The 24,252-nt window shown below is 65.7% G+C and carries 20 protein-coding genes, 3 pseudogenes and 2 riboswitches; of the genes and pseudogenes, 12 read left to right on the forward strand and 11 right to left on the reverse strand.

Annotation, left to right across the window (positions count from 1 at the left end):
- Nucleotides 1-17: 17 nt before the first annotated feature.
- The 3 genes from DMX06_RS13305 (at nt 18) to DMX06_RS13315 (ending at nt 2,413) form a co-directional block, all read left to right on the forward strand.
- Nucleotides 18-1,358 carry an MFS transporter gene (locus tag DMX06_RS13305; RefSeq protein ID WP_110737744.1) on the forward strand — a complete coding sequence of 447 codons (1,341 nt, stop codon included), beginning with the start codon at nt 18-20 and terminating at the stop codon, nt 1,356-1,358.
- Nucleotides 1,359-1,453: 95 nt separating this feature from the next.
- Complete coding sequence (locus tag DMX06_RS13310) at nt 1,454-2,089, forward strand: LysE family translocator (protein WP_110737746.1); 636 nt, start codon at nt 1,454-1,456, stop codon at nt 2,087-2,089.
- Between the two features lie 27 nt (nt 2,090-2,116).
- Nucleotides 2,117-2,413, forward strand: coding sequence for a DUF3144 domain-containing protein (locus tag DMX06_RS13315; protein WP_110737748.1), 297 nt, complete (start codon nt 2,117-2,119; stop codon nt 2,411-2,413).
- Between the two features lie 62 nt (nt 2,414-2,475).
- On the opposite strand, the gene DMX06_RS13320 is transcribed toward DMX06_RS13315, so the two are convergent.
- Nucleotides 2,476-3,264: a formate/nitrite transporter family protein gene (locus DMX06_RS13320; RefSeq protein WP_110737750.1), complete on the reverse strand. Its 789-nt coding sequence runs from the start codon at nt 3,262-3,264 to the stop codon at nt 2,476-2,478.
- 203 nt (nt 3,265-3,467) lie between these two features.
- Here DMX06_RS13320 and DMX06_RS13325 point away from each other — a divergent pair.
- From DMX06_RS13325 to DMX06_RS13335, 3 genes and pseudogenes are all read left to right on the forward strand, one after another.
- Nucleotides 3,468-3,940, forward strand: a pseudogene (locus DMX06_RS13325) (Dyp-type peroxidase); the annotation flags it as partial.
- A 102-nt stretch (nt 3,941-4,042) separates the two neighbouring features.
- Nucleotides 4,043-4,846 carry a DNA-binding protein gene (locus DMX06_RS13330; RefSeq protein ID WP_110737752.1) on the forward strand — a complete coding sequence of 268 codons (804 nt, stop codon included), beginning with the start codon at nt 4,043-4,045 and terminating at the stop codon, nt 4,844-4,846.
- Nucleotides 4,847-5,313: 467 nt separating this feature from the next.
- Entirely contained in the window at nt 5,314-6,207 is an 894-nt protein-coding gene (locus DMX06_RS13335) for a sterol desaturase family protein (RefSeq protein WP_110737754.1), read from the forward strand.
- On the opposite strand, the gene DMX06_RS13340 is transcribed toward DMX06_RS13335, so the two are convergent.
- On the reverse strand, nt 6,190-6,876 hold the full coding sequence (locus DMX06_RS13340; protein WP_110737756.1) for a helix-turn-helix domain-containing protein: 687 nt from the start codon (nt 6,874-6,876) through the stop codon (nt 6,190-6,192). The genes DMX06_RS13335 and DMX06_RS13340 overlap by 18 nt on opposite strands.
- A gap of 204 nt (nt 6,877-7,080) precedes the next feature.
- On the opposite strand from DMX06_RS13340, the gene DMX06_RS13345 reads away from it, so the two are divergent.
- The gene (locus DMX06_RS13345) at nt 7,081-8,760 is read left to right on the forward strand and encodes an MFS transporter (RefSeq protein ID WP_110737758.1); all 1,680 of its coding nucleotides are present in this window, start codon (nt 7,081-7,083) and stop codon (nt 8,758-8,760) included.
- A gap of 60 nt (nt 8,761-8,820) precedes the next feature.
- On the opposite strand, the gene DMX06_RS13350 is transcribed toward DMX06_RS13345, so the two are convergent.
- Nucleotides 8,821-9,390, reverse strand: a complete 570-nt coding sequence (locus tag DMX06_RS13350) for a hypothetical protein (RefSeq protein ID WP_110737761.1) — start codon at nt 9,388-9,390, stop codon at nt 8,821-8,823.
- A 90-nt stretch (nt 9,391-9,480) separates the two neighbouring features.
- Complete coding sequence (locus DMX06_RS13355; RefSeq protein ID WP_110737763.1) at nt 9,481-9,867, reverse strand: VOC family protein; 387 nt, start codon at nt 9,865-9,867, stop codon at nt 9,481-9,483.
- Between the two features lie 265 nt (nt 9,868-10,132).
- Between DMX06_RS13355 and DMX06_RS26825 the strand changes: the two are divergent.
- Nucleotides 10,133-10,849 (forward strand): annotated as a pseudogene (locus DMX06_RS26825) (PAS domain-containing protein); the annotation flags it as partial.
- Nucleotides 10,850-10,963: 114 nt separating this feature from the next.
- Nucleotides 10,964-11,386 (forward strand): annotated as a pseudogene (locus tag DMX06_RS26830) (methyl-accepting chemotaxis protein); the annotation flags it as partial.
- Here DMX06_RS26830 and DMX06_RS13365 read toward each other — a convergent pair.
- The 7 genes from DMX06_RS13365 to DMX06_RS13395 all read right to left on the reverse strand — a co-directional run bounded on the left by DMX06_RS13365 (nt 11,361) and on the right by DMX06_RS13395 (nt 17,812).
- Nucleotides 11,361-14,642: a transporter substrate-binding domain-containing protein gene (locus DMX06_RS13365; protein ID WP_110737768.1), complete on the reverse strand. Its 3,282-nt coding sequence runs from the start codon at nt 14,640-14,642 to the stop codon at nt 11,361-11,363. The pseudogene DMX06_RS26830 and the gene DMX06_RS13365 sit on opposite strands and share 26 nt — an antisense overlap.
- A 3-nt stretch (nt 14,643-14,645) precedes the next feature.
- On the reverse strand, nt 14,646-15,260 hold the full coding sequence (locus tag DMX06_RS13370; RefSeq protein ID WP_110737770.1) for a response regulator transcription factor: 615 nt from the start codon (nt 15,258-15,260) through the stop codon (nt 14,646-14,648).
- A gap of 170 nt (nt 15,261-15,430) precedes the next feature.
- The gene (locus DMX06_RS13375) at nt 15,431-15,673 is read right to left on the reverse strand and encodes a DUF1272 domain-containing protein (protein ID WP_110737772.1); all 243 of its coding nucleotides are present in this window, start codon (nt 15,671-15,673) and stop codon (nt 15,431-15,433) included.
- 65 nt (nt 15,674-15,738) lie between these two features.
- Nucleotides 15,739-16,491 (reverse strand): precorrin-4 C(11)-methyltransferase, encoded by a 753-nt coding sequence (gene cobM, locus DMX06_RS13380; protein WP_110737775.1) that lies wholly within the window; start codon nt 16,489-16,491, stop codon nt 15,739-15,741.
- Nucleotides 16,492-16,519: 28 nt separating this feature from the next.
- A complete protein-coding gene (locus tag DMX06_RS13385; RefSeq protein WP_110737777.1) occupies nt 16,520-16,921 on the reverse strand; it encodes a cobalamin biosynthesis protein in 402 nt (133 codons plus the stop codon).
- Nucleotides 16,921-17,616: a CbtA family protein gene (locus tag DMX06_RS13390; protein ID WP_110737779.1), complete on the reverse strand. Its 696-nt coding sequence runs from the start codon at nt 17,614-17,616 to the stop codon at nt 16,921-16,923. Before DMX06_RS13390 ends, DMX06_RS13385 begins: the two co-directional genes overlap by 1 nt.
- Before the next feature lie 10 nt (nt 17,617-17,626).
- The gene (locus DMX06_RS13395; RefSeq protein WP_110737782.1) at nt 17,627-17,812 is read right to left on the reverse strand and encodes a CbtB domain-containing protein; all 186 of its coding nucleotides are present in this window, start codon (nt 17,810-17,812) and stop codon (nt 17,627-17,629) included.
- A gap of 102 nt (nt 17,813-17,914) precedes the next feature.
- Nucleotides 17,915-18,134, reverse strand: a riboswitch (cobalamin riboswitch).
- A 61-nt stretch (nt 18,135-18,195) separates the two neighbouring features.
- Nucleotides 18,196-18,394, forward strand: a riboswitch (cobalamin riboswitch).
- A 101-nt stretch (nt 18,395-18,495) separates the two neighbouring features.
- Here DMX06_RS13395 and cobW point away from each other — a divergent pair.
- The 3 genes from cobW to DMX06_RS13410 form a co-directional block, all read left to right on the forward strand.
- Nucleotides 18,496-19,563: a cobalamin biosynthesis protein CobW gene (gene cobW, locus DMX06_RS13400; protein ID WP_110737784.1), complete on the forward strand. Its 1,068-nt coding sequence runs from the start codon at nt 18,496-18,498 to the stop codon at nt 19,561-19,563.
- Nucleotides 19,564-19,566: 3 nt separating this feature from the next.
- Nucleotides 19,567-23,328: a cobaltochelatase subunit CobN gene (cobN, locus tag DMX06_RS13405; RefSeq protein ID WP_110737787.1), complete on the forward strand. Its 3,762-nt coding sequence runs from the start codon at nt 19,567-19,569 to the stop codon at nt 23,326-23,328.
- Between the two features lie 2 nt (nt 23,329-23,330).
- On the forward strand, nt 23,331-24,252 hold a 922-nt coding region (locus tag DMX06_RS13410), incomplete at its 3' end, for an ATP-binding protein (protein ID WP_181427822.1).

Genomic DNA, 24,252 nt, shown 5'->3' on the forward strand with positions numbered 1-24,252 from the left:
CGACAGGAGTTCCCGACATGGGCATGTCACCCGGCAATACCCAGCGCCAGCGACGCCGCGCCTTTATCGGCGCCACTACCGGCCACTTGATCGAGTGGTACGATTACGGCGTCTACGGCTTCCTGGCCTTGTACATCGGCAAGGCCTTCTTCGTCTCCGACGACCCCACCAGCAGCCTGCTGGCGAGCTTCGCAGCCTTCGCCCTGAGCTTCTTCATCCGCCCGCTGGGCGGGTTGTTCTTTGGCCCGCTGGCGGACAAGATCGGCCGCCGCCGCACGCTGATCACGGTGCTGGTGATGATGGCCGGCTCCACCTTCCTGCTGGGGCTGCTGCCGACCTACGCCAGCATCGGCATCGCCGCACCGGTGATCCTGGTGCTGATCCGCTGCGTGCAGGGCTTCTCCGCCGGCGGTGAGATCGGCACCATCACCAGCTTCATTTCCGAGTACGCCGGCCCCGGTCGCCGGGGCTTTGCCACCTGCTGGCTGATGGTCACCGCGGTGCTCGGCCTGTTGCTGGGCGGCGCCGTGGCCAATGGCATGACCTGGGCGCTGGGCGCCGAGCTGATGCAGGACTGGGGCTGGCGCATCCCGTTCCTGATCGCCGGCCCCTTGGGTTTCATCTCGCTGTACATTCGCCTCAAGCTCGAGGACAGCCCGGAGTTCCTGGCGCTGGTGGAAGCCGGGCAGACCTCCAAGGCGCCGCTGCGCGAGGTGTGGCAGTGGAAGCGCTCCATCGCCCTGGTGTTCTTCATCATCACCCTGCACAGCTCGATCTTCTACCTGGTGCTGACCTTCGCCTCGACCTACATGTCCAACACACTGAAGTTCGACAGCGGCACCACCTTGCTCTATGTGTTCGTCGCCAGCCTGTCAGCGGCCCTGGTGATGCCATTTGGCGGCGCCTTCACCGACCGCTACGGGCGCAAGCCGTTCCTGATGGTGATCGGCACCCTGGCTACCCTGGCCATGTACTGGTTCTTCAAGACCGCGCCCGGCGCCACCCCGGCCACCCTGTTCTGGCCGCTGATGGCGGTGGCGATCCTGTTCGGGCTGTACGCCTCGTCGACCTATGCGCTGATGAGCGAGCTGCTGCCGACGCGCATCCGTTCGACCGGCATCGCCATGGCCTACAACATCCCGGTGGCGGTGTTCGGCGGCAGCGCGCCGCTGATCTCCACCTGGCTGATCAAGGTGACCGGGGATATTACCGCGCCGTGGTACTTCTACGTGGGCACCGGCGTGGCGTCGCTGCTGGCGCTGGTGGTACTGCGCCAGGATGATTTCGTGGCCTCTGGCGCTGATGTGGGGCGCCAGGGGCGTCGAACGGGGGCGTTGGTGGCCGATCCGCAGCCTTGAGCTGACACACGGAACGCCTGTCCTTCACCTTTCCGCTGGGCGCAGCATCCTGTTACAGTCGCCGCCTCACGTTATCGGTCCGGGGATGTACAAGGATGTCGCTTCACGATTGGTTCGGTTTTGTCGTTGTCTCGATGCTGGTGACCCTGTCGCCAGGCCCCGGGGTCATCATGGCCCTGTCCAATTCGTTGTCCCACGGGCCGAGGCGGGCGATGCTCGGTTCGCTCGGCAATGCCTTCGGCCTGCTGGTGGTGTCCACCGCCACCAGTGCCGGCCTCGGCGTGTTGCTGCAGACCTCGGCCACGGCCTTCCTGCTGCTCAAGGTGCTCGGCGCGAGCTACCTGATCTACCTGGGCATCAAGCAGTGGAGGAGCCGCAGCAGCGCCTTCGACCAACTGGAGCAGCCGGCCAAGGCCATCGCCAGCAATCGCCGGCTGCTGCTCAATGGTGTAACGGTCGCGCTGACCAACCCCAAGGCGATCCTGTTCTTCGCCGCCTTCCTGCCGCAGTTCATGCGCACCGGCCACGGCGCAGATGGCCAGCTCGGCCTGTTGGTAGTCACCTTCGCCCTGTGCTCGATGCTGTCCCACGCTTTCTATGTCACCCTGGCCCAGGCCCTGAAGCGCAGGCTGGCCGCGCCGAACCGCGCGCGCCTGATGAACCGTCTGTTCGGCGTGTCTTTCATGACGCTGGGGGCCAGCCTGTTCACCGTTCAGGCCAAGACGGCCTGACCCCAACGCTTCCAATAGGTAGATGACATGGCACAAGCCACCGACCAGGCCTTTTACGACCGCGCCGACGCGCATATCGAGCTGGCCAACCAACAGATCGAAAAGCTTGAGGATCTTGGCAAGGTCAGCGCTTCGATGACCTTCGCCGCCAGCCGTTTCAATGCCTGGATGACCGCGCGCAGCTTCAAGTCCGCGCAGGAAATGGCCGCAGCGCGGGAAGAACTGCTGAAGTACTTCTGCGAGCAGTACCGGATGATGCTCGAGGACAACCTCGATGAGCATATCCAGCACTTCGACCGCTACGTGCTGGGCCAGGACAGCTGAGTCACCCGCCGCCAGGCCGTGCAGCGCCTCGCCCGGGCCGCGAGGGCGGTGGCTGAAGCCGGTTACTGCAGCGCGCCCTGTTCCTGCGCCGGTACGCCGAACGAGACGTAGTAGGCCAGGCCGACGAAGATCGCCCCACCCACAGCGTTACCCAGGAACACCGCCGCCAGGTTTTCCAGCAACTGGGCCCAGCTCAGGTAGCCGGCAAAGATCGCCGCCGGGATCAGGAACATGTTGGCCACCACGTGCTGGAAACCGATGGCGACGAAGGCCATGATCGGGAACCAGATGCCGAGGATCTTTCCGCTCATCTCGCGGCTGGCGTACGAAAGCCATACCGCCAGGCACACCAGCCAGTTGCAGCCGATGCCGGAAACGAACGCATGCAGGAAATCCGCACTGACCTTGCTGGTGGCGCCCGCCAGGGTCTTGCCCAGGTACGGCCCCTCGGTCAGCCCCAGCAGATGACCGAAGCAGTAGGCGACGAACAACGCGCCCAGCAGGTTGGCCAGGGTCACCAGGGCCCAGTTGCGTGCCACCGCGCGCAGGCGGATACGCCCGGCGAACATCGCCAGGGGCAGGCTCATCATGTTGCCGGTGAGCAGTTCGCCTCCGGCCAGGATCACCAGGATCAGGCCGATGGGAAACACCGCGGCGCCCAGCAGGGTGCCGAATGAGGCCCATGGCGTGGGGATCATGGCGCTGACGTGGATCGCCAGCAGGAAGCCCAGGGAAATGAATGCCCCGGCCAAGAAGCCTAGGATCAGGGTGGCGCGGGTGGGCAGATGGGCTTTGCGGGTGCCGGCTTCTATGACCAGCTCGGTGATCCGGGAGGGGGTATTCACAGACATTTCAACAACTCGAACGCAAGGACGACGGCTCAGGCCGTGGATCGGGGTTTGACAGCGGGGGGCGGCTTCGAAGCGGGCGGCACGTTAGCTGAGGCAATTTGACGCGGTCAAATCGATAGCCTGGATGAGGTGATAGATCTCATCTATGAGGGGCGGATATTCAAGCGGGTTGTGCTATACCAAAGCGACCGTGATGGTTCGTCGGTTTTTCGGCGTCGGCCTGGGCGCGGCTGTTCGGCACCCCGCAGCCGGCCTGCATGCCTTTCGCGAGTTCGGCAGTGGCGCACGCAAGGCAGTGGCCACGTCGGGCGACATCCTCCTGCATATTCGCGCCGAGCACATGGACCTGTGCTTCGAGCTGGCCGCGTTGCAGGTCAAGTGCCTGGGGCAGGCAGTGACGGTGGTCGATGAGGTGCAGGGTTTTCGCTATTTCGACATGCGCAGCATCATTGGTTTTGTCGACGGCACCGAGAACCCGGCGTTCATCGGCGGCAGCTATGTACTGGGGCAGAAGTGCCTGCATGACATGACCGGTTGGGAGGCGCTGTCCACCGAGGAGCAGGAGCGCATCATCGGACGCACCAAACTGTCCGATATCGAACTGGATGCCGCGAGCAAGCCCAGTTGCTCGTACAGCGTGCAGACCACCCTGGAAGAGGGCGGCGAAGAGGTCCGCTGGATGACCTGCTACCGACGCGCTTGAAAAGGCACTGCGCAGCGTGCACTATTTACCGAAATTACATGGTACATGCCATGGTATGTAACGATGGAGTGAGCAATGGCGCGTGTAGGCATCGACCAAGCAGCTGTCCAGCAGGCGCGGCAAGCGCTGTTGGCCCGCGGCGAACACCCCAGTATCGATGCGGTACGTATCGAACTGGGTAATACCGGGTCAAAGACCACCATTCACCGCTACCTGAAGGAGCTTGATCGTCAGCCGGTGCAAATGCTGGGCAACAGTGCGGCGCTCAGCGAACCGCTGGGGAGGATGGTCGAGCGGCTGGCCGCGCAGTTGCAGGAGGAAGGACAGGCGCGCATCGACGCCGCCGAGGCCGCCGCAGAGGCCCGTTGCGCGGCGATGCAGGCCGAGCTGCAACTGGCCCAGCGCGAATTGGCCAGCGCGCTGCGCCAGGTCGAGGCCTTGAGTGGTGCGCTGCGGGCCGAGTCAGAGCGCCTGGCCACCAGCCAGGCCACCTTGCAGGCCGAACAGTTGCACAGTGCCGGCCTCCGCCAGTCCCAGGGCGAACTGCAAGCGCGCTTGGCCGACAAGGACGAGCAACTGCGCGCCAGCCTCGAACAGCGCCAGCAGGAGCAACGCCGGAGCGAGACCCAGGCGCGCCAGTTGCAGGGCCAGTTGCAGACTCTGCAGCAGGGCGCCATCGCCCGCCAGGATGAACTGACCCGCCTGCATCGCGACAACGAACGCCTGCTCGCCGAGCAGCGCCAGGCAACGGCCCAGTGCCGGTTGCTGGACGAGCAACTGCAGCAGCGTGACGCCCAGGTGCAAGGCTTGCGGGCGATACTGGCGCAGGCCCAGGGCGCCAATGACGAGATGCGTCGTCAATTGGCGACGCGAATCTAGAGTGTTCGGTAATGATCGACGACCCCTGTAGGAGATCGCCCAGCCCTTTGGGGGCTGCGCTGTCGCGCAGGGAACTGTCCCCCTGTGGGAGCGGCCTTGTGTCGCGAAAGGGGTGCGAAGCGCCCCCAGATCTGCGCACCAAGCTGATATTGCCGGGGCCGCTATGCGGCCCTTTCGCGACACAAGGCCGCTCCCACAGGGGCTAGCTAAATCAATGAGTTACGGTTTGTTCCATGAGAGCGGCCTTGTGCCGCGAAAGGGCTGCGCAGCAGCCCCGGCGATTGATGTTGAAATCCCGGGGCCGCTCTGCGGCCCTTTCCGACCGGTCCGACGCCTCGGCAAGGCCGCTCCTACAGGGTGGGCGTACGGCCCAAGATAGTCGTTACACAGGAAATGCGCCGTTCGTTCAAGCGTCACGCTCAGGCTCTCGGCAACACTGGCGGCTCCATCCATGACCGGAGCCTTCCATGCGCATCCTCTACGCCCCCTGCTTTTTCCTCGGTTTTATCGGTACAGCCGTCTACCTGATCGACCTCGGCGCCGACATCCTCTGGCTGCTGCCCCTGCTCGGCGTGGCGATCCTGCTGTCGTTCACCTGCGAAGCGCTGTATCCCTACAAGCCCGCCTGGAGCGAGGCCGACGGGGAGGGCGGGCGTGACGGCCTGCACGCGCTAGTCAACGAAACGCTCAACATCGCCAGCATCGCTGTGATACCGCTGTTCGCTGGCTGGCTGCCGGCCAGCGGGGTGTGGCCCAGTCACTGGCCCGTATTGTGGCAGCTGCTCCTGGCGCTGCCCCTGGCCGACCTGGGCATCACCCTGGTGCATTACGCCAGCCACCGCAGCGCGTTGCTCTGGCGCCTGCACGCGGTGCATCACAGCGTGACCCGGCTGTACGGCTTCAATGGCCTGATGAAGCACCCGCTGCACCTGCTGGCCGAAGCCCTGGGCGGGGTGTTGCCGTTACTGTTGCTGGGCTTGCCGCAGGATGTCGCGGCGCTGCTGGCTTTCAGTATCTCGGTGCAGTTGCTGCTGCAGCACAGCAATGTCGACATGCGCATCGGCGGCCTGCGCCATCTGTTCGCCTGGGCGCCCGTGCACCGGCTGCACCACCTGAAGTATGGCAGGCTGGGCGACGTCAATTTCGCCCTGTTCTTCCCGCTGTGGGATCGCCTGCTGGGGACCGCGCTGCACCTGCCGAGCTATGGGCTGGCCGATGACGACATGGGCATCGGTGATCGCCCGGACTACCCGCAAGCGTACCTGGCACAGCTGCGTGAGCCGTTTCGTCTGAAGGCCACGGTGCAGCCGCCGGCGCCACTGCCGCACAGTCTGCGCCAGGCTCTAGGCCAGCGTGTCTGAACGCAGGTGGCGCAGGGCCTCGCTGGCGCGGATACCGAATTGCTGACGCAGGCTGCGGGACAGGTGTGCCGAGTCGGCAAAGCCCGCAGCCATGGCCGCCTCGGTCAGGGACATGCCGTCAAGGGCCTGACGCAGGGCCATGCGCAGGCGTTGCCACAGCACCAGGCGTCGTACCGACAGGCCTAGGCTGTCGCTGAACAAGCGCTCCAGCTGACTGATCGACACCGTGGCTTCCTGCGCCAGTGTCGTGGCTGGCAGGCGCTGCTCGTCCAGCGCCCGGATCCGCGCCAGGGCCCGTGCCAGGCGTGGGTCGAGCGGCTGGCGCGGCGCCTGGCGCAACGCCTGGGCCAGGGCCGGGATATCACGGGGCGCCTGCTGACAGACGTCGAGCAGGGTTTGCAGGGAAAACGCCAGGGGTTCGGCGAACAAGGTGATGCAGGGTGTCTGATGCCCGGGCATGGCGTGGGGCTGCAGCGACTCGATGGCCAGCAACCTGCCGCTGCACTGTTCGCCAGCGATCTCAACGCATGCCTCGCCCTCGAGGGGCAGCAGCACCTGGTGGGCATAGTGGGCGTGGACACTGGTGCGCCCAGGCGTGCCGAGCAGCAGGCAATGGTCATCGGCCAGCCAGAGTCGCCCCCGCCAAGCGCTGTCCTGTCGTTCGTTCATTCCGGGCTTCCTGTCTGTTTTGGTCGATAAACACTCATGCGAGTGGATATCGTTCAAAGGCCGATTATGCTTGAGGTGACTTGCCGCGATCCGAGGCCGATGCCTCGTCGTGCTTCGCGCAGCCTGCAATGCCGTTGGGCCTGGGTGCGTGCTTTGGGATCTGATGGAGCACTCCGGTCTACCACAACCAGACGGAGGCGACCCATGGCGGTCCTTGACAGCGCATCCACGGGCAGTAGCGCGCCCCAACGTGGCATCACCCGGGAGGAGCGCAAAGTCATCTTCGCCTCGTCCTTGGGCACCGTATTCGAATGGTACGACTTCTACCTCTACGGATCACTGGCGGCGATCATCGCCAAGCACTTCTTCGCCGGGGTCAACGAAACCACCTCGTTCATCTTCGCCTTGCTCGCCTTCGCCGCCGGCTTTGCCGTGCGGCCGTTCGGTGCCATCGTGTTCGGCCGTCTGGGCGACATGATCGGGCGCAAGTACACGTTCCTCATCACCATCGTGATCATGGGGGTGTCCACAGCGGTGGTGGGGCTGTTGCCCAGTTACGCGACCATCGGCGTGGCCGCGCCGGTGATCCTCATCAGCCTGCGGCTGCTGCAAGGGCTGGCGCTGGGTGGTGAATACGGCGGCGCCGCCACCTATGTGGCGGAACATGCGCCCAAGGGCAAGCGTGGCTTCTTCACCGCGTGGATCCAGACCACCGCGACCCTCGGCCTGTTCCTCTCGCTGCTGGTGATCCTGGCCTGCCGCACCGCCATGGGCACTGAGGCGTTCGAGGCCTGGGGCTGGCGCATCCCGTTCCTGCTGTCGATCCTGCTGTTGGCGATCTCGGTGTACATCCGCCTGCAGCTCAACGAGTCGCCGGTGTTCATTAAGATGAAGGCCGAAGGCAAGGCGTCGAAAGCGCCGCTTACCGAGTCGTTCGCCCGCTGGGACAACCTCAAGGTGGTGATCATGGCGTTGCTTGGCGGCACCGCCGGGCAGGCGGTGGTGTGGTACACCGGGCAGTTCTACGCGCTGTTCTTCCTGCTGCAGACGCTGAAGATCGATCCGCAGACCGCCAACCTGCTGATCGCCGGCTCGCTGCTGATCGGCACACCGTTCTTCATCTTCTTCGGCAGCCTGTCCGACCGCATCGGGCGCAAGAAGATCATCATGGCCGGTTGCATCATCGCCGCGCTGACCTACTTCCCGATCTTCAAGGCGCTGACCGAGTACGGCAACCCGGATGTGTTCGTCGCCCAGGAGCAGAACCCGGTGGTGGTGGTGGCCGACCCCGGACAGTGCGCGTTCCAGTTCGATCCGGTGGGCAAGGCCCGGTTCACCAGTTCCTGCGATATCGCCAAGAGCCTGCTGGCCAAGCGGGCGATCCCGTACGAGAACCAGAAGGCCGAGCCTGGCAGCGTGGCGCAGATCCGCATCGGTGAGCGGGTGATCCCGAGCTTCGAGGGCAGCAGCCTGGCCGCGGCGGACCTGAAGACCCAAAGCGATGCCTTCACCGCCACCCTGACGGCGGCCCTGAAAGAAGCCGGCTACCCGGAAAAGGCCGACCCGGCGAAGATCCATTACCCGATGGTGTTGCTGCTGCTGAGCATCCTGGTGATCTACGTGACCATGGTCTACGGCCCGATCGCCGCCTGGCTGGTCGAGCTGTTCCCGGCGCGGATCCGCTACACCTCAATGTCGCTGCCGTACCACATCGGCAATGGCTGGTTCGGTGGCTTCCTGCCGACGGTGGCCTTCGCCATGGTCGCGGCCACCGGTGATATCTACTACGGGCTGTGGTACCCGATCGTGATCGCGGTGATGACCGCGGTGCTGGGGATCTTCTTCCTGCCGGAAACCAAGGATCGCGATATCAACCATACCTGACTCGTCCGCAAGCCCGCTTCTCACATTCGTGAGAGCGGGCTGCCCCGCGATGACGGTTGATCAGTCGAAGTACCCACGCAAGGTAAATCGATACCCGACATCCACCGCCGCCATCTGCGGTTTGGCATAGGTTCTCTTCAGCACGAACTCGATCGCCGGTTCGTACAACCCGTCACGCACCACGGCGCCCGCCAGTACCTCCACCACGTACCAGCCGTTGTCCAGCTCGATGATCGGCCGCCCCGGCTCCTGGTAGCGCGCCAGCAGGTCGCCCAGGGTCTTGTTGGTGAAGTGCTGCAGGACGCGCCAGGTGAACAGTATCAGCGCACGGTTCTCGACCCGCAGCACATACCCCGCGCGACGATGCTTGAGACGGCTGCCGGGCTCCAGCAGTGCCGGCGTGCGCTCGTCGAGGGTGAACAGGATGCGATAAGGCAGGTTATCGATTCCGGCCAGGGGCAGGATCACCCCTTGCGCCACCGCCAGGTCGCCGCTGTCGGTGCTGGTGAAGGCGCGGGCGAGGTCGTCGGGCAGGTCGTGGTCTTCCTTGAACTGTTCGAGCAACTGGATATCACCAAGCAGGAAATAGTCGATCAGGTCGTTGAGCACTTCGCTGAATTCGTAGCGCATGGGTTGTCCTTGTTCTGGCTGCGCCGGGGGAAGTCAGCAATGTAGCAGCCCGCGGGGAAAACCACGCGGGTATCAGGCAGGGGGTGCCGGCTAATGCCGCTGGGCGATCTGTATCAGGTTGCCGCAAGTATCGTCGAACACGGCCACGGTGACAGGGCCCATGGCCGTGGGTGGCTGGGTGAACTGCACGCCGGCCTTGCAAAGCCGTTCATACTCGGCCTGGATATCGCGCACGCCGAACGAGGTGGCGGGAATGCCGTCCTGCTTGAGCGCGGCCTTGTAGGTCTTGGCTGCCGGATGGGCATCGGGTTCGAGCAGCAGCTCGACGCCGTTGGGGTCATTGGGGGAGGTGAGGGTGAGCCAGCGGTGCTTGCCCATGGGGATGTCGTGCTTGGGTTCGAAGCCCAGGACATGGTGGTAGAAGGCCTGGGCCCTGGCCTGATCGTCGACGAGGATGCTGGTGACCACGATCTTCATGCGTACCCCTCCGCTCATGCGCCGTCGCCTGAGTATAGAGCAGTGTTTACGCAGCCTCAGATCTGGGCTTGATAGCATCATCAGGTCACGAACGGACAGACGGTACAAATGCCTAATCCAAAAGTGATATCAGATCGCTTGCATGGCTCTAACGCCGATCTATGCTCAGGGCATCTCGTGGATACAGGAGCCCCGGCCCATGTTCGAATACCATCGCAAGTCCGATCTGGTCGAAATCCAGCGCGCCCGCCAGGCCCTGGCGGACATGGAGGCGAAGCTGGCGGCGATCAGCCGTTCCATGGCGATGATCGAGTTCGCGCCGGATGGCACGATCCTCGAGGCGAACGAGCATTTCTGCAAGACCATGGGCTACAGCGTCGACGAGATCCGCGGCAAGCACCACCGGATCTTCTGCGATCCGACCTACGCCAAGAGCGCCGAGTACCAGCAACTCTGGCGCGAACTAGGCCAGGGCAAGGCTATCAGTGGCACCTTCGAACGCCTGGACAAGGCGGGGCGCGAGGTGTGGCTGGAGGCCAGCTACATGCCGGTGATCGACGAGCGCCAGCAGGTCACAAGCGTGATCAAGGTGGCCTCCGACATCACCCGGCATGTAATCGAGGAGCATGAGAGCGAAAGCCTGCTCAAGGCCATCGGCCGCTCCATGGCGGTGATCGAGTTCAGCCCGGCCGGACGGGTGATCAAGGCCAACCAGAACTTCCTTGACACCATGGGTTATCGCCTGGAGGAGGTGGTCGGACGCCACCATGGGTTGTTCTGCCTGCCCCATGAGCGCGAGTCGGCCCAGTACCGCGACTTCTGGGCCTCGCTCAACCGCGGCGAGTACCATTCGCACCGCTTCGAACGCGTCAACAAGCAGGGCCAGACTGTGTATCTGGAGGCGTCCTACAACCCGATCTTCGACAACAAGGGCCGGTTGTACAAGGTGGTGAAGTTCGCCAGCGATATCACCCGTCAGATCAGTACCCAACAGACCGCCGCCGATGCCGCCCACGCCAGTTCGATGCAGACCGACGCCTGCGCTCGCAAGGGCACTCAGGTGGTGCAGCAGGCGGTGGAGGTGATCGAGCAGATTTCCTCCGAGTTGAATGACGCCGCCCGCACCATCGACGCGGTGAGCAAGCAGTCCGAGGTGATCGGGCAGATTGTCCTGACCATTCGCGGCATCGCCGACCAGACCAACCTGCTGGCGCTCAACGCCGCCATCGAGGCGGCCCGCGCTGGCGAGCATGGCCGGGGCTTCGCCGTGGTCGCCGACGAGGTGCGCAACCTGGCGGCGCGTACCAGCAAGGCCACCCTGGAGATTGTCGAGGTGGTGCGGCAGAACCACGACCTGTCACTCACCGCGGTGGCCAGCATGCAGTCGAGCCTGACCCGCACGGGGTTGGGCGTGGAGCTGGCCAACGAGGCCGGCACGGTGATCATGGAGATCCAGCAGGGCTCTCGGCACGTGGTGGACGCCATCAGCCAGATCAGTTCGACCCTTCAATTGCACTGAGGCTCTGGCGTAGTTCCTGTTCCAGGCCGTGCAAGCTCGCCCGCAGTCGGGCGAGCCGCTGGTCCACCGGCAGGCCTTGGGCGATGGCCTGCTCCAGGGCCTCGCAGTCTTGCCTGACGCCCTTGACCCTGAGCATTTTCGCGCCGCCCTTGACTCGGTGTACCACCGGAGCAAGGGCTTCTGGCGACGGATCGGCGCCGAGCGTATGCAAGGCCTGCAGATCCTCTGCGCTGCTTTTTGCCAGTTGTTCCAGCAGGCGCCGGATCAACTGGTGGTCGTCCTGAGTGAGGTGGCGCAGTTCGGCCAGGTCGAAACCGCTGGGCCGAGTCCCCTCGGGGATCTGGTCGCGAAGGGGGGCGGCGACCAGCGACAGGCACGCCCTGAGCGTCTGCAGGCCGATCGGTTTGAACAGGCATTCGTCCATGCCACTATCGAGGCAGCGTTGACGCTCCTCGGCCTGGGCGTTGGCGGTGACGCCGATGATGTGACAGGCCGGAGATTCAGCCTCGCTTTCCTCGGCACGAATGTTGCGGGCCAGCGTATGACCGTCCATGACCGGCATGCTGCAATCGGTGATCACCACGTCGAAACGGCCGGCGTGCCAGAGTGCCAGCGCCGCCTTGCCCTGATCGGCGAGTGTCACCTGATGGCCCAGTGAGCGCAGTTGCTTGTCGAGCAGCAGCAGGTTGGCCGGATAATCGTCGACCACCAGAACTTGCAGGGGGCCGCTGCTGGTTTCGATCAAGGCGTGGTCGAGCGCTTCTCTGGTGGTGGGCTCGGCATCGGGGAAGGTGAGACGGACATCGACCTGGGTCCCGAGGTCCTCGATGCTGTGCAAGGTCAGCTCGCCCCCCATGAGTTCGCACAGTTCTCGGGTGATCACCAGCCCCAGCCCCGCGCCCTGGCGTGCCTGGCGGCCATCGACCTGGGAGAAGGTGGTGAACAGCCGTGCCTGGTCGCTGGGGCTGATACCTACACCGCTGTCCTTGATCTGTAGCGTGACCTGCTGCAGGCCTGCGCCGAGCGGGGTCACTGTCAATGACACGTCGACCTGGCCCTGGTCGGTAAACTTTATCGCATTGCTCAGCAGGTTCGACAGCACCTGCTTGAGGCGCAACGGGTCGACAAGTACCCAGGCCGCTGCATCGGGCAGTACAGTACGCAGAGCGAGCCCCTTGAAGTGGGCATTGCCTTCGAAGACCCTCAGGGTAGTGCGCACGACTTCGACCAGGTCGGTTGCCACTGGTTGCAAGGTCATGTGGCCGGACTCGATGCGTGAGATGTCCAGTACATCGCCGATCAGATCGAGCAGGCCGATCGCTGAATCGTGGGCCGCTTCCAGCGCCTGGCTGTCGCTGTGGCCGTAGCGGCTGTCTTCCAGAGCCATCTCGAGCAGCCCGATAACGGCGTTCATCGGTGTGCGGATCTCGTGGCTCATGACCGCCAGGAAGGTGCTTTTTGCCCGGCTGGCCTGCTCGGCGTCGTCCTTGGCCTGACGCAGCTGTTCGAGCAGCCCGCGGCTGAGCGCCAGTTGGTCTTGCAGGGCACGCTGGGCCTCGCTGCGTTGCTGGATCAGTTTGCGCAGATAGCTGTTCCAGAACACCACGCCGGCCAGCAGCAGCGTGGCCAGCACCAGGACCTGCAGCGCCAGCGTACGGTAGTTGCGCCAGGGGCTGTCGCTGGCTACGGCGTTGGTGCGCCAGCGATTGACCAGTTGCTCCAGCTCATCGGGTGGGATGCTCAGCAACGCCTTGTCGAGGATCGCCTGCAGTTGTGGCAGCGCGGGGCTGACGGCGAAGGTTGCCAGGGCGGGTTCATCGCCCAGTAGCCCGGCGATTCTGAGGCGGCCACTGAAGACCTGGTTGATAAAGTAGGTGGCATTGACGTGCGAGTTGATGGCGACGTCGGCATTGCCGTTGGCCACCGCCTCCATGAGCTGCAGGGGATTTTCGACCTCCAGGGTACGCAGGCCGACGACCTGGTGTTCCAGGTCGTCGAGCAATGGCGAGCCGCGCAGCAGCGCCACGCGCAACCCCTGCAGCGGCTGCTTGGCGTCCAGTGGCGCTGCATTCTGGCGGGTGACCAGCACCCGCGGGCTGATCATGTAGGGGCGGGTGTAGCGCAGGCGTTGGGCACGATGCACGCCGTAGCCGATGGCGCCGACCATGTCCACCTTGCCCTGGGTGACGTGCTCGACCATGTCCTCGAACGACTCCGACTCGACGATCTGGAATTGCAGGCCAGTGCGCAGGCCTATGCGCTCCAGCAAGTCCAGGGCGATACCCCGTGGTTGCTGTTGGGCGTCGGTGAAACTCAGGGGGGCGAGGGTGGTGTTGATCATCACCTTGACCTGCCGGTGTCGGGCGATCCACTCGCGTTCTTCGTGGGTCAGGGCGTCGAGGCGGCGGTCGAGCAGGAAGCTGGTGCTGCCGCCCGTCCAGCGCCGCAGGATGTTCAGCCGTTCGCTGTCGGAGATGCGGCCGAGGGCGAGGTCGACCAGTTGCAGCAAGCGAGGGTTGTCTCGGGCCAGGGCGAAAGCGAAGGTGCTGGCCGGCATCTGGACGAAATGGTCGACCTTGACCCGTTCCTGAAAACCCTTGGCGATCACATAGTCGGCACTGATGGCATCACCCAGGTAGACATCGGCTTGTCCCAGCGCCACCGCGGTCACACCGGCCAGCGTGGAGCGGTAGAGACGCAGCTGAGCGTTGGGGTATAGGCGTTGCACAGTGTGAATGGGCAGGTAATGGTCGACCATCGCCAGGCGCAGCCCCTCCAGCTTGTCCTCTACGCGCAGGCTCCGGTTCTGTCGGGACACGATAACTGGCAGGTCGTCGGCATAGGGCAGGCTCAGCGTCAGGTCCGCATCGTTGGCCTCGAAGGCATTTGAGCTGCCCAGCAGGTCGATTTCGCCGGCACGCAGTGCGTCGAGCGCCTGGGCGCGGCTGGCATAGCGTCGCACCTCGATCGGTACCCCGAGCTGTTCGGCGATCAGACCGGCATAGTCGGCGCTCAGGCCCTCGTAGTCGGCCTGGCTGATGTTGATGTCGAAGGGTGGATAGTCCGGGCGTGAGCTGCCCAGCACCAGGCGCTTGCGTTCGTTCAGCCATTGTCGGTCAGTGGCGGCCACCGCCAGCGGTGGCGCCGCGCTCAGGGCACGGGCCAGCAGCTGGCGTGGCTCGCTGTGCACCTCACCCAGCACGGATGGCGACAGCAATGCGACCAGCAGCAGGCACACTGATGCCCCCTTGTTCATGGTTCAGACCACATTGTTGCGATTGGCGAGGTCCACCATTTCTACCAGCGACTCGACCTTGAGCTTCTCCATGATCCGGCCGCGGTAGGTGCTGATGGTCTTGGCGCTGAGGTTCATCTGCTCGCCGATCAGTTTGTTGCTCTGGCCGGCACTGAGTCGGCGCAGCACTTCCATTTCCCGGTTGGACAGCAGCGCCAGGCGCTCTGTCTCGCTTTCCAGGGTGTTGCTGTTGACCGCCATCTGCGGGAAGGTCGAGTAGCCTTTGACCAAGGCCTTGAGTGCGAAGACCAGAGCGTCGAGGTCTTCGTCCTTGTTGACGAAAGCCGAGATGCCGGCGTCCATGCAGCGACGCACATAGAGGTCGGCTGGCTGGCCGGTCAGGGCCATGATCCGTGGCGGCGGGTCGATCAGCTTGAGGCGCTTGATCACCTCCATGCCGTCGAGGTCTGGCAGGCCGATGTCGAGGATGACCACATCCGCCTTGGTCTGTTCGGCCAGGCGGGCAGCTTCCTTGCCTTTGCCGGTTTCCCCCACGACGGTGAAGCGTTCACGTTCGAGCAGCATGCGTACGGCGAGTCGAACAATGTGATGGTCATCGACCAACAGCACGGATGTCATTCAGGTAACTCCTGTCAAAGTGCAGCCAGCTTCCAGCCTTCTATAGGCGCTGGACAGCAGGCTTGCTGGGCAGCGCGCACCTTACGGATATTCAGGAGCCTTGGTAATAGGCGAGTATAGGTGTGTTGAAAAAACTACACCAACCTGTAGAAAAGTCCTACAAGTGAGGTTCAGGCACAGGGGGCGTGCGGCTTGTGCACACGCTGTGCCGAGGCAGGATTTTTGTCCAGCGCCTTGCCGACGCGGGTGGGGCGGGCCACTAGCTGGCCGCCGCAGTTCGGGCAGCGGTTGTGGAAGTGCCGGTCGTTGCAGGCACGGCAGAAGGTGCACTCGAACGAGCAGATCAGCGCATCCGGGCTTTCGGCCGGCAGGTCGGTGTCGCAGCATTCGCAGTTGGGGCGCAGTTCGAGCATGGGCTTGGTTTCCGTCCAGTTGGAAAACCCAGTGTGCTACGTCACGCCCCCGGTCGGCAATCGCTTCACGAGCCGGGCCGGTAGAGATGGGCGTGACCGGCGCGATACAGGGCCGAGTCGGCGAACGGCGTGTCGCCCAGTACATGGCCGACCAGGATCAGCGCGGTGCGACGGAAATCCCTGGAAGCAACACGCTCGCAAATATCGGCCAGCGTGCCCTTGACCCAGTCCTGGTCCGGCCAGGTGGCGCGATGGACCACGGCGATCGGGCAGTCGGCGCCATAATGCGGTAGCAGTTCCTCGACGATGCGGGGCAGGTGGCGTACGCCCAGGTGGATGGCCAGGGTACTACCGTGACGAGCCAGGTCCGCCAGCTGCTCACCGGCCGGCATTGGTGAACTGTCGCCATAGCGGGTGAGGATCACGGTCTGCGCCACATCGGGCAAGGTCAGCTCGCAGCCGAGCAGCGCGGCACTGGCAGCCGTGGCGGTGACGCCGGGGACGATCTGGTAGTCGATGCCCAGTTCACGCAGGTGGCGAATCTGCTCGCCGATGGCACCGTACAGGCTGGGGTCGCCGCTGTGCACGCGAGCCACGTCCTCGTCGTTGGCGTGGGCCTGTCGCATCGCCTCGACGATCTGTTCCAGGTGCAGTTCGGCGCTATTGATTACCGTGTGCGCCTGGTGGCCTTCCAGCACGGCGGCGGGGACCAGGGAGCCAGCATAGATGATCACCGGGCACTGGCGGATCAGGCGTTGGCCCTTGACCGTGATCAGCTCGGGATCGCCGGGGCCGGCGCCGATGAAATAGACCGTCATGGGGATTCCTTGTAGAGGGAGTGGCGTATTATCCGCCGATGGCCAGGGCCAGGGTAGCGCTGCCGAGGACCTGCCTCGGCACATGCAGGCGGCCGTTATCGCCAGCGAGGGCCAGGGCGGCGCTTTCGGCGACGCCCCAGCAGCCAGTCTGGGCATACGCCGTGGCTGAACGTTGGCTGAGCTGCGTTTCGAAGGCCAGCAAATGCGCGGCATCGAAACAGATGTATGGCAGTCCCAGACGTTCGGCCAGTGCCAGCAGGCCGGGCTCGCGGGCCTTGGGCTCGATGCTGGCGATGGCACGCAGGGCCGAGAGGGGCAGGGCGTTGCGGGTGAGGGTCTGGCGCAGCAGTACCGCCAGGGTCTCGACCGGGCAGCCACGGCGACAGCCAAAGCCGGCGTACAACGCCGGCTGGGCAGGCAGGTCGCGCATCAGGCCTGGCTGGAGCGACGGTACAGCCAGGCGCTGAGCAGGCCCAGGGCCAGCCAGAACGCGGCGTTGGTCAGCCACGAGGCGATCTTGAACTGGGTCTCGAGGGCTTCCGGCGCCAGGCTTTCATGCACTGCCGGCTGTGGTGCGCCGACCAGGTGCGGGATCACCAGCAGGGCTACACCCAGTGCCTTGAGCAGCCAGTGCCGGGCGAACACCAACAATGCCAGGCCGGCGGCGGTGGCCGCTGCGGTGCCGATCCACCAGGTCTGGCGCTGGCCAAGGTCGGCGGCGGCGGTGCCGGGCAGCTCCGGTGGCAGGCCCAGGGTCGGCGCCAGGCAGAACACGGCGAAGCCGGCCAGGCCCCACAGCGCGCCGGTGGCCACGCGGTTAGGTTCGCGCAGGCTGTAGAGGGCGACCAGGATCAGGGCGAAACCGACGGCGACCACCAGGTTGCCGCCGGTGGTGGACAGCACGCGCTGCCAGCCGTCTTCCGGCGCCCAGGCCTCGGCGCTGTGCTCATGCACATGAGGTGCGGCGGCGTCGCCATGCTCATGGTGTTCGCCGACCGGGGCGGCCGATTCGTAGGTTTCCGCCTGGAGAATCAGTGGGGCGACCCAGAAGCTTTGCAGCAGGGTCAGCAACAGGGCAGCGAGCAGGCCGCTGAAACCCGCGGTACGGGCGATGCGCGTAATCATGCGGGTTTACTCAGTGGCAAGGGAAGGCGGCGCTGTGGCGGGTGTCGTGGGCGGCGTTGTGCACCGCCTCGATGTGCGAGAAACCGGCGAAGTACACCAGGCACAGGCCCAGCAGGCTGGCGCCGATCGCGACGATCAGTCGCTGGCTGAGGCTGACGGGGGTGGCGATACTGTGTTTGGCGCTGGTGATGGGCATGACGCGTTCCTCTGCTGCTTTTGTTGTGGCAACGGGCATGCGCGACGACCCTGGGCACGGCTGGCCCAGGTGATACGACGACGCCCGCCCACCGCGGGGTGTACTGTGAGTACGTGTCAGGCCGGTCTCCGGGCTGGCGAGGTGGAGCTGGGCTCCGTTGGGCGTCACCTTCCCATGCCATACTGTTGGCACAGTGGTCCGGACACTTCTCTCGCTTACCGTTGCGGGGGCAGCACCGGCCTTGTCGGCTCCTGTATTGGAGTCGCGACGCACCGGTTTCCCGTTTCACCCCCGTCGGGGGCACCTGAACGCAATGCGCTAGCAAATCACGGGGCCGGGCCCGCGTCAATCGCCGCGGCGGTTGACCGCCAGGCAGGCACTGCGTAGCCTTGCCGCTGCGAGGTTCTCGGGCGTTGGCCCGAGCTAAGACGGGAACGCGGTACATGCCGCGGCTGCCCCCGCAACTGTAGGCACTGGAACGGTTCGGCACAGCCACTGCGCACGCGCGGGAAGGCGCCATCCCGCCGGCAATCATGCCGGCACAGTGCAAGCCAGGAGACCTGCCTCGTGACGTTTTCGACTTTCAACCGGGCGGGGTGATCCGGTGGCGAATTAGCCAGGCCGGCATGGCCCGTGGCTGTCGTCCTGCATGCCCGCGCCATTGCTGCCAAGGGCATCGCGACATGAAAACACTGGCCAAGCTTCCCGTCACCATCGTCACCGGCTTCCTCGGCTCGGGCAAGACCACCTTGCTGCGCCATATGCTCGACAACGCCCAGGGCCGCCGCATCGCGGTGATCGTCAACGAATTCGGCGAGCTGGGCATCGATGGCGAGATCCTCAAACAGTGCAGCATCGGCTGCACCGAGGAAGAGGCCAACGGCCGCGTCTACGAGCTGGCCAATGGTTGCCTGTGCTGCACCGTGCAGGAAGAATTCTTCCCGGTGATGCGCGAGTTGGTGGCCCGTCGCGGCGACCTCGACCACATCCTTATCGAAACCAGCGGCCTGGCCTTGCCCAAACCGCTGGTACAGGCCTTCCAGTGGCCGGAAATCCGTAACGCCTGCACCGTCGACGCGGTGATCACCGTGGTCGACAGCCCGGCCGTGGCCGCCGGCACCTTCGCCGCCTACCCGGACCAGGTCGACGCCCAGCGCAAGCTCGACCCCAACCTCGACCACGAGTCGCCGCTGCACGAGCTGTTCGCCGACCAGCTGGCCAGCGCCGACCTGGTAGTGCTGAACAAGGCTGACCTGATCGACGCCGAGGGCCTGGCCAAGGTTCGCGCCGAGGTGGCCGAGGAGCTGCCGTCGGCGGTCAAGGTGATCGAGGCCAGCAGCGGCCGCCTGCCGCTGGAAGTATTGCTGGGCGTGGGCGCCGAATCCGAGGCGCACATCGATGGTCGCCATACCCACCACGACTCGCATCACGACGGCGATGACCATGATGACCATGACCACGACGCCTTCGACTCGATCTCCATCGACCTGCCCGAGGCTGACGAAAGCCTGCTGCTCGATGCCCTGACCCAGCTGGTCACCGAGTTCGGCATCCTGCGCGCCAAGGGCTTCGCCGCCATCCCCGGCAAGCCGATGCGTCTGCTGATCCAGGGCGTGGGCACCCGCTTCGACAAGCATTTCGACCGCGCCTGGCGCAGCGAGGAACCACGGATCACCCGCCTGGTGCTGATCGGCCAGGAGCTGGATGCGGCGCAGTTGGAAGCGCGCCTGCGCCAGGCCCTGGGCGCCTGATCCATGCACCTGCTGCGGACCCAGCCCGGCGGCTTCGTGCCGGACGACAGCATCGCCGACCTCGGCCAGACCCCCGCCGACCTGGTGATCCTCTGCAGCGGTGACTCACACCTGGCGCTGCTCGCCGAAACCGCCGAGCAGCTGCCGGCGGATTTCCCCAGCGTGCGCCTGGCCAATCCGATGCAAGTGCAGAACCATGCCTCGGTCGACCTGTATGTCGACCAGGTGCTGCGCCATGCCAAGGTGATCCTGGTGTCGCTGCATGGCGGCGTCGGCTACTGGCGCTATGGTGTCGAGCAACTGGTCGAGCTGGCGGGGCGTGGGGTAGAACTGATCCTGGTACCTGGCGACGACCGCCCCGACCCGGAGCTCACCGACCTGGGCACGGTCCGCGGCGAACAGGCCGAGCGCCTCTGGCACTTCCTGCGCCAGGGTGGCAAGGCCAACGCGGTGAACCTGTTCAACTGCCTGGCCAGCCAGTGGCTGGGGCGCGATTACCCGTGGGACGAGCCACAGCCCTTGCCGCGCACTTCGGTCTATCACCCGGTCAAGTCCGCTGCGCGGCTGGAGGACTGGTACGCCGAGTGGAACCCGGAGCATCCGGTGGCGCCGCTGCTGTTCTACCGTTCGCACCTGCAGGCGGCCAACACGGCGTTCATCGATGTGTTCTGCCAGCGCCTGCAGGCCTGCGGTCTGAACCCATTGCCGATCGCCGTGGCCAGCCTCAAGGAGCGCGCCTGCCTGGACCAGGTCGAGGCCTGGCTCGACGAGGTGCAGGCCGAAGTGGTGATCAATACCACAGGTTTCGCCCTGTCCAGCCCCGAGCAACCCAACCTGCGCCCGTTGCGTCGCGACGTACCGGTGCTGCAGGCGATCTGCGCCCAGGACAACCAACCTGGCTGGGAGCAGAGCGAGCAGGGCCTGGGCGCCCGCGACCTGGCGATGCACATCGCCTTGCCGGAACTGGACGGGCGCATCATCACCCGGCCGGTGAGTTTCAAGGACCTGGCCTGGCGCAGCGAGCGCAGCCAGTCCGATGTGGTCTGCTACCGGGCCCATCCCGAACGCATGGACTTCGTCGCCGAACTGGCACGGCGCTGGGTGACCCTGGCGCGCCTGGACAACCAGGAAAAGCGCGTGGCCCTGGTGCTGGCCAACTACCCGACCCGCGACGGGCGCATCGGCAATGGCGTCGGCCTGGACACGCCGGGCGCGGCGCTCAACATCCTCGAGGCCTTGCAGGCGCAGGGCTATCCGGTGGCCGGCCTGCCCGACAGCGGCACCGAGCTGATTCACCAGTTGCTCGGCGGGGTCACCAACGACCTCGACCACCTCGACCAGCGCCCCTGCGCCCAGAGCCTGGCCCTGGCCGACTATCAGCACGCCTTTGCCGCATTGCCCGAGGCCAACCGGCGCGCGGTACTGGAGCGCTGGGGGCCGCCCGAGCAGGATCCTATGTTCCGCAGTGGGCGCATGATGGTCGCCGGCCTGCGCTACGGCCTGACCTTTGTCGGCATACAGCCGGCGCGGGGCTACCAGGTGGACCACAGCGCCGTGTACCACGACCCGGACCTGGTGCCGCCCCACGGATACCTGGCGTTCCACTTCTGGCTGCGCAACGGCTATGCCGCCGATGCGGTGATCCATGTGGGCAAGCACGGCAACCTGGAATGGCTGCCGGGCAAGGGCGTGGGCCTGTCCGCCGAGTGCTGGCCGGATGCGTTGCTCGGCCCGTTGCCCAATATCTACCCGTTCATCGTCAACGACCCGGGCGAGGGCGCCCAGGCCAAGCGCCGCACCCAGGCGGTGATCATCGACCACCTGATGCCACCGTTGACGCGTGCCGAGACCTACGGCCCGCTGCGTCACCTGGAGCAACTGGCCGACGAATACTACGAGGCGCAGTTGCTCGACCCGCGTCGTGCCCGCGAGCTGCAACGGGACATCCTCGAGCTGGTCAAGACTCACCATATCGACCGCGAGCTGCAGCTCGAAGGCCAGATGGAGGACGCGGCGGTATGGCTGCCGCGGCTGGACACCTACCTGTGTGACCTGAAGGAGTCACAGATCCGAGACGGTCTGCACGTGTTCGGCCAGTCGCCGCAGGGGCGCTTGCGCAGTGATACGCTGCTGGCGTTGCTGCGGGTGGCGCGGGGCGATGGCAAGGGCGCTAACGCCAGCCTGATCCGTGAGCTGGCCAAGGCATTGGCGCTGGGCTTCGATCCGCTGGATTGTGATCTGGGGCAGGCGTGGGACGGGCCGCGTCCGAACCTGCTGGCGCAACTCGATGCCAGCCTCTGGCGAACCTGCGGCGATACCCGCGAGCGCCTGGAGTTGTTGGCGTTGTCACTGATCGAGCAGGCCCTGCAGGGTGCCGTCGCGCTGCCGGACGCAGCGGGGTGGGACGCGGTACACGCGGTGCTGCACACGTTGGTCGAGCAGGTCGCGCCCGCCCTCGATGCCTGCGGCGCCGCCGAGATCGATGGCTTGCTGGCGGCCCTGGCCGGGCGTTTCGTCCCGGCCGGGCCCAGCGGCGCGCCCAGCCGCGGGCGGCTGGACGTGCTGCCCACCGGGCGCAACTTCTATACCGTCGATGTACGCAACCTGCCCACCGCCACGGCCTGGCGCCTGGGGTTCGCTTCGGCCAACCTGATTCTCGAGCGTCATCTGCAGGACCATGGCGATCACCTGCGTCAGCTGGGCCTGTCGGTGTGGGGCACGGCGACCATGCGCACCGGAGGCGATGATATCGCCCAGGCCATGGCGCTGATGGGCGTGCGCCCGGTCTGGGCCACCGGCAGCCAGCGGGTCGATGATTTCGAGATCCTGCCGCTGAGCCTGCTCGACCGGCCACGGGTGGACGTGACGCTGCGGGTGTCGGGGTTCTTCCGCGACGCCTTCGGCAACCTGATCCGCCTGTTCGACGCCGCCGTGCAGGCGGTGGCGGCGCTGGACGAGCCGGATGACCTGAACCCCCTGGCCGCGCGGGTGCGTGCCGAGCGTGAAGCGCTGCTCGGGGCCGGTGTCGAGCCCGAGCAGGCGGCGCGACAGGCCGGTTGGCGGGTGTTCGGCGCCAAGCCAGGCGCCTACGGGGCCGGGGTGCAGAACGCCATCGACGGGCGCCTGTGGCACAGCCGCGACGATCTGGCCGAGGTCTACCTCAACCATGGCGGCTACGCCTATGGCGCCGCCGACGAGGGCACTCCGGCCCGCGCCGCGTTCGCCCAGCGTCTGGCACAGGTACAGGCGGTGCTGCAGAACCAGGACAACCACGAGCACGACCTGCTCGATTCCAACGATTACTACCAGTTCCAGGGCGGCATGCTGGCGGCCGCCGAAACCCTGGCCGGCACCACGCGGGCCAGCTACCACGGCGACCACAGCCAGGCCGACCGGCCCCGAGTGCGCACCCTCAAGGAAGAACTCAATCGGGTGATCCGCGCCCGCGCGCTCAACCCCAAGTGGATCGACGGCGCCAAGCGCCATGGCTATAAAGGTGCCTTCGAGCTGGCGGCCACGGTCGACAACCTGTTCGCCTTCGATGCCACCACCCACCTGATCGACGACCATCATTACCAGGGGCTGGCCGATGCCTATGTGCTCGATCCGGCCACCCGGGATTTCATGCGCGAGCACAACCCCGAAGCCCTGCGCGACCTCACCGAGCGCCTGCTGGAAGCCCAGCAGCGCGGGTTGTGGCAGGAGCCGGGCGACTATCGTGAAAGCCTCGAGCAGCAGTTGCTCGCCGGCGAGGAAGACAGCTGAACATGAGCGAACCCGTACAATTTCCCCTGGCTGCCGTGGTCGGCGCCGACGACCTCAAGCTGGCCCTGTGCCTGACGGCGATCGATCCGAAGATCGGCGGCGTGCTGATCGAAGGCCCGCGGGGCATGGCCAAGAGCACCCTGGCCCGGGGCCTGGCCGACCTGCTGGGTGATGGCCCGTTCGTGACCCTGCCGCTGGGGGCCACCGAGGAGCGCCTGGTCGGTACCCTCGACCTGGATGCCGCGCTCGGCCAGGGCCAGGTGCGGTTCTCACCGGGCGTGCTGGCCCATGCCGACGGTGGCGTGCTGTACGTCGATGAGGTCAACCTGTTGCCCGATCCCCTGGTGGACTTGCTGCTGGATGTGGCCGCCAGCGGCACCAACCGCATCGAGCGCGACGGCATTTCCCATCGGCACGCCGCCCGTTTCGTGCTGATCGGCACCATGAATCCGGAGGAGGGTGAGCTGCGCCCGCAGTTGCTCGACCGTTTTGGCCTCAACGTGGCCTTGGAAGGTTTGCCGGCGCCTGAGGCGCGTCAGCAGATCATTCGCCGCCGGTTGGCCTTCGACAGCGACCCGCAGGCGTTCTGCGAACAGTGGGCCGAGCAGCAGGCGGCGTTGCGTGAGCGTTGCCGGTCGGCCCGTGAGCGTTTGGCGTCGATCGACTTGGACGAGCAGGCCCTGGCCTGGATCACCGAGCGCTGCTTCGCCGCCGGGGTGGATGGCCTGCGTGCCGACCTGGTCTGGCTGCGCGCGGCGCGGGCCCACGCTGCCTGGCGGGGCACCACGCAGATCGAGGAGGTGGATGTACAGGCGGTCGCCGAGTTCGCCCTGCGCCATCGACGCCGTACCGAGGCACCACCACCCCAGGCCAGCTCGGCGGGCGGGCAGGCGAGTCCGCAGGAGGCGCCGGGCGGGCAGGGCG

The organism is Pseudomonas mosselii (genome assembly GCF_003205295.1).
Classification (GTDB): Bacteria; Pseudomonadota; Gammaproteobacteria; order Pseudomonadales; family Pseudomonadaceae; genus Aquipseudomonas; species Aquipseudomonas mosselii_B.

Bases quoted from the DNA above. Each gene is read 5' to 3' on its own strand.
- cobM (WP_110737775.1), bottom strand. From the start codon at position 16,491: ATGACGGTCTATTTCATCGGCGCCGGCCCCGGCGATCCCGAGCTGATC.
- DMX06_RS13330 (WP_110737752.1), top strand. From the start codon at position 4,043: ATGGCGCGTGTAGGCATCGACCAAGCAGCTGTCCAGCAGGCGCGGCAA.
- DMX06_RS13320 (WP_110737750.1), bottom strand. From the start codon at position 3,264: ATGTCTGTGAATACCCCCTCCCGGATCACCGAGCTGGTCATAGAAGCC.
- DMX06_RS13355 (WP_110737763.1), bottom strand. From the start codon at position 9,867: ATGAAGATCGTGGTCACCAGCATCCTCGTCGACGATCAGGCCAGGGCC.
- DMX06_RS13335 (WP_110737754.1), top strand. From the start codon at position 5,314: ATGCGCATCCTCTACGCCCCCTGCTTTTTCCTCGGTTTTATCGGTACA.
- DMX06_RS13310 (WP_110737746.1), top strand. From the start codon at position 1,454: ATGTCGCTTCACGATTGGTTCGGTTTTGTCGTTGTCTCGATGCTGGTG.
- DMX06_RS13375 (WP_110737772.1), bottom strand. From the start codon at position 15,673: ATGCTCGAACTGCGCCCCAACTGCGAATGCTGCGACACCGACCTGCCG.
- cobN (WP_110737787.1), top strand. From the start codon at position 19,567: ATGCACCTGCTGCGGACCCAGCCCGGCGGCTTCGTGCCGGACGACAGC.
- DMX06_RS13395 (WP_110737782.1), bottom strand. From the start codon at position 17,812: ATGCCCATCACCAGCGCCAAACACAGTATCGCCACCCCCGTCAGCCTC.
- DMX06_RS13350 (WP_110737761.1), bottom strand. From the start codon at position 9,390: ATGCGCTACGAATTCAGCGAAGTGCTCAACGACCTGATCGACTATTTC.
- DMX06_RS13340 (WP_110737756.1), bottom strand. From the start codon at position 6,876: ATGAACGAACGACAGGACAGCGCTTGGCGGGGGCGACTCTGGCTGGCC.
- DMX06_RS13305 (WP_110737744.1), top strand. From the start codon at position 18: ATGGGCATGTCACCCGGCAATACCCAGCGCCAGCGACGCCGCGCCTTT.
- DMX06_RS13315 (WP_110737748.1), top strand. From the start codon at position 2,117: ATGGCACAAGCCACCGACCAGGCCTTTTACGACCGCGCCGACGCGCAT.
- cobW (WP_110737784.1), top strand. From the start codon at position 18,496: ATGAAAACACTGGCCAAGCTTCCCGTCACCATCGTCACCGGCTTCCTC.
- DMX06_RS13365 (WP_110737768.1), bottom strand. From the start codon at position 14,642: ATGAACAAGGGGGCATCAGTGTGCCTGCTGCTGGTCGCATTGCTGTCG.
- DMX06_RS13370 (WP_110737770.1), bottom strand. From the start codon at position 15,260: ATGACATCCGTGCTGTTGGTCGATGACCATCACATTGTTCGACTCGCC.
- DMX06_RS13345 (WP_110737758.1), top strand. From the start codon at position 7,081: ATGGCGGTCCTTGACAGCGCATCCACGGGCAGTAGCGCGCCCCAACGT.
- DMX06_RS13385 (WP_110737777.1), bottom strand. From the start codon at position 16,921: ATGCGCGACCTGCCTGCCCAGCCGGCGTTGTACGCCGGCTTTGGCTGT.
- DMX06_RS13390 (WP_110737779.1), bottom strand. From the start codon at position 17,616: ATGATTACGCGCATCGCCCGTACCGCGGGTTTCAGCGGCCTGCTCGCT.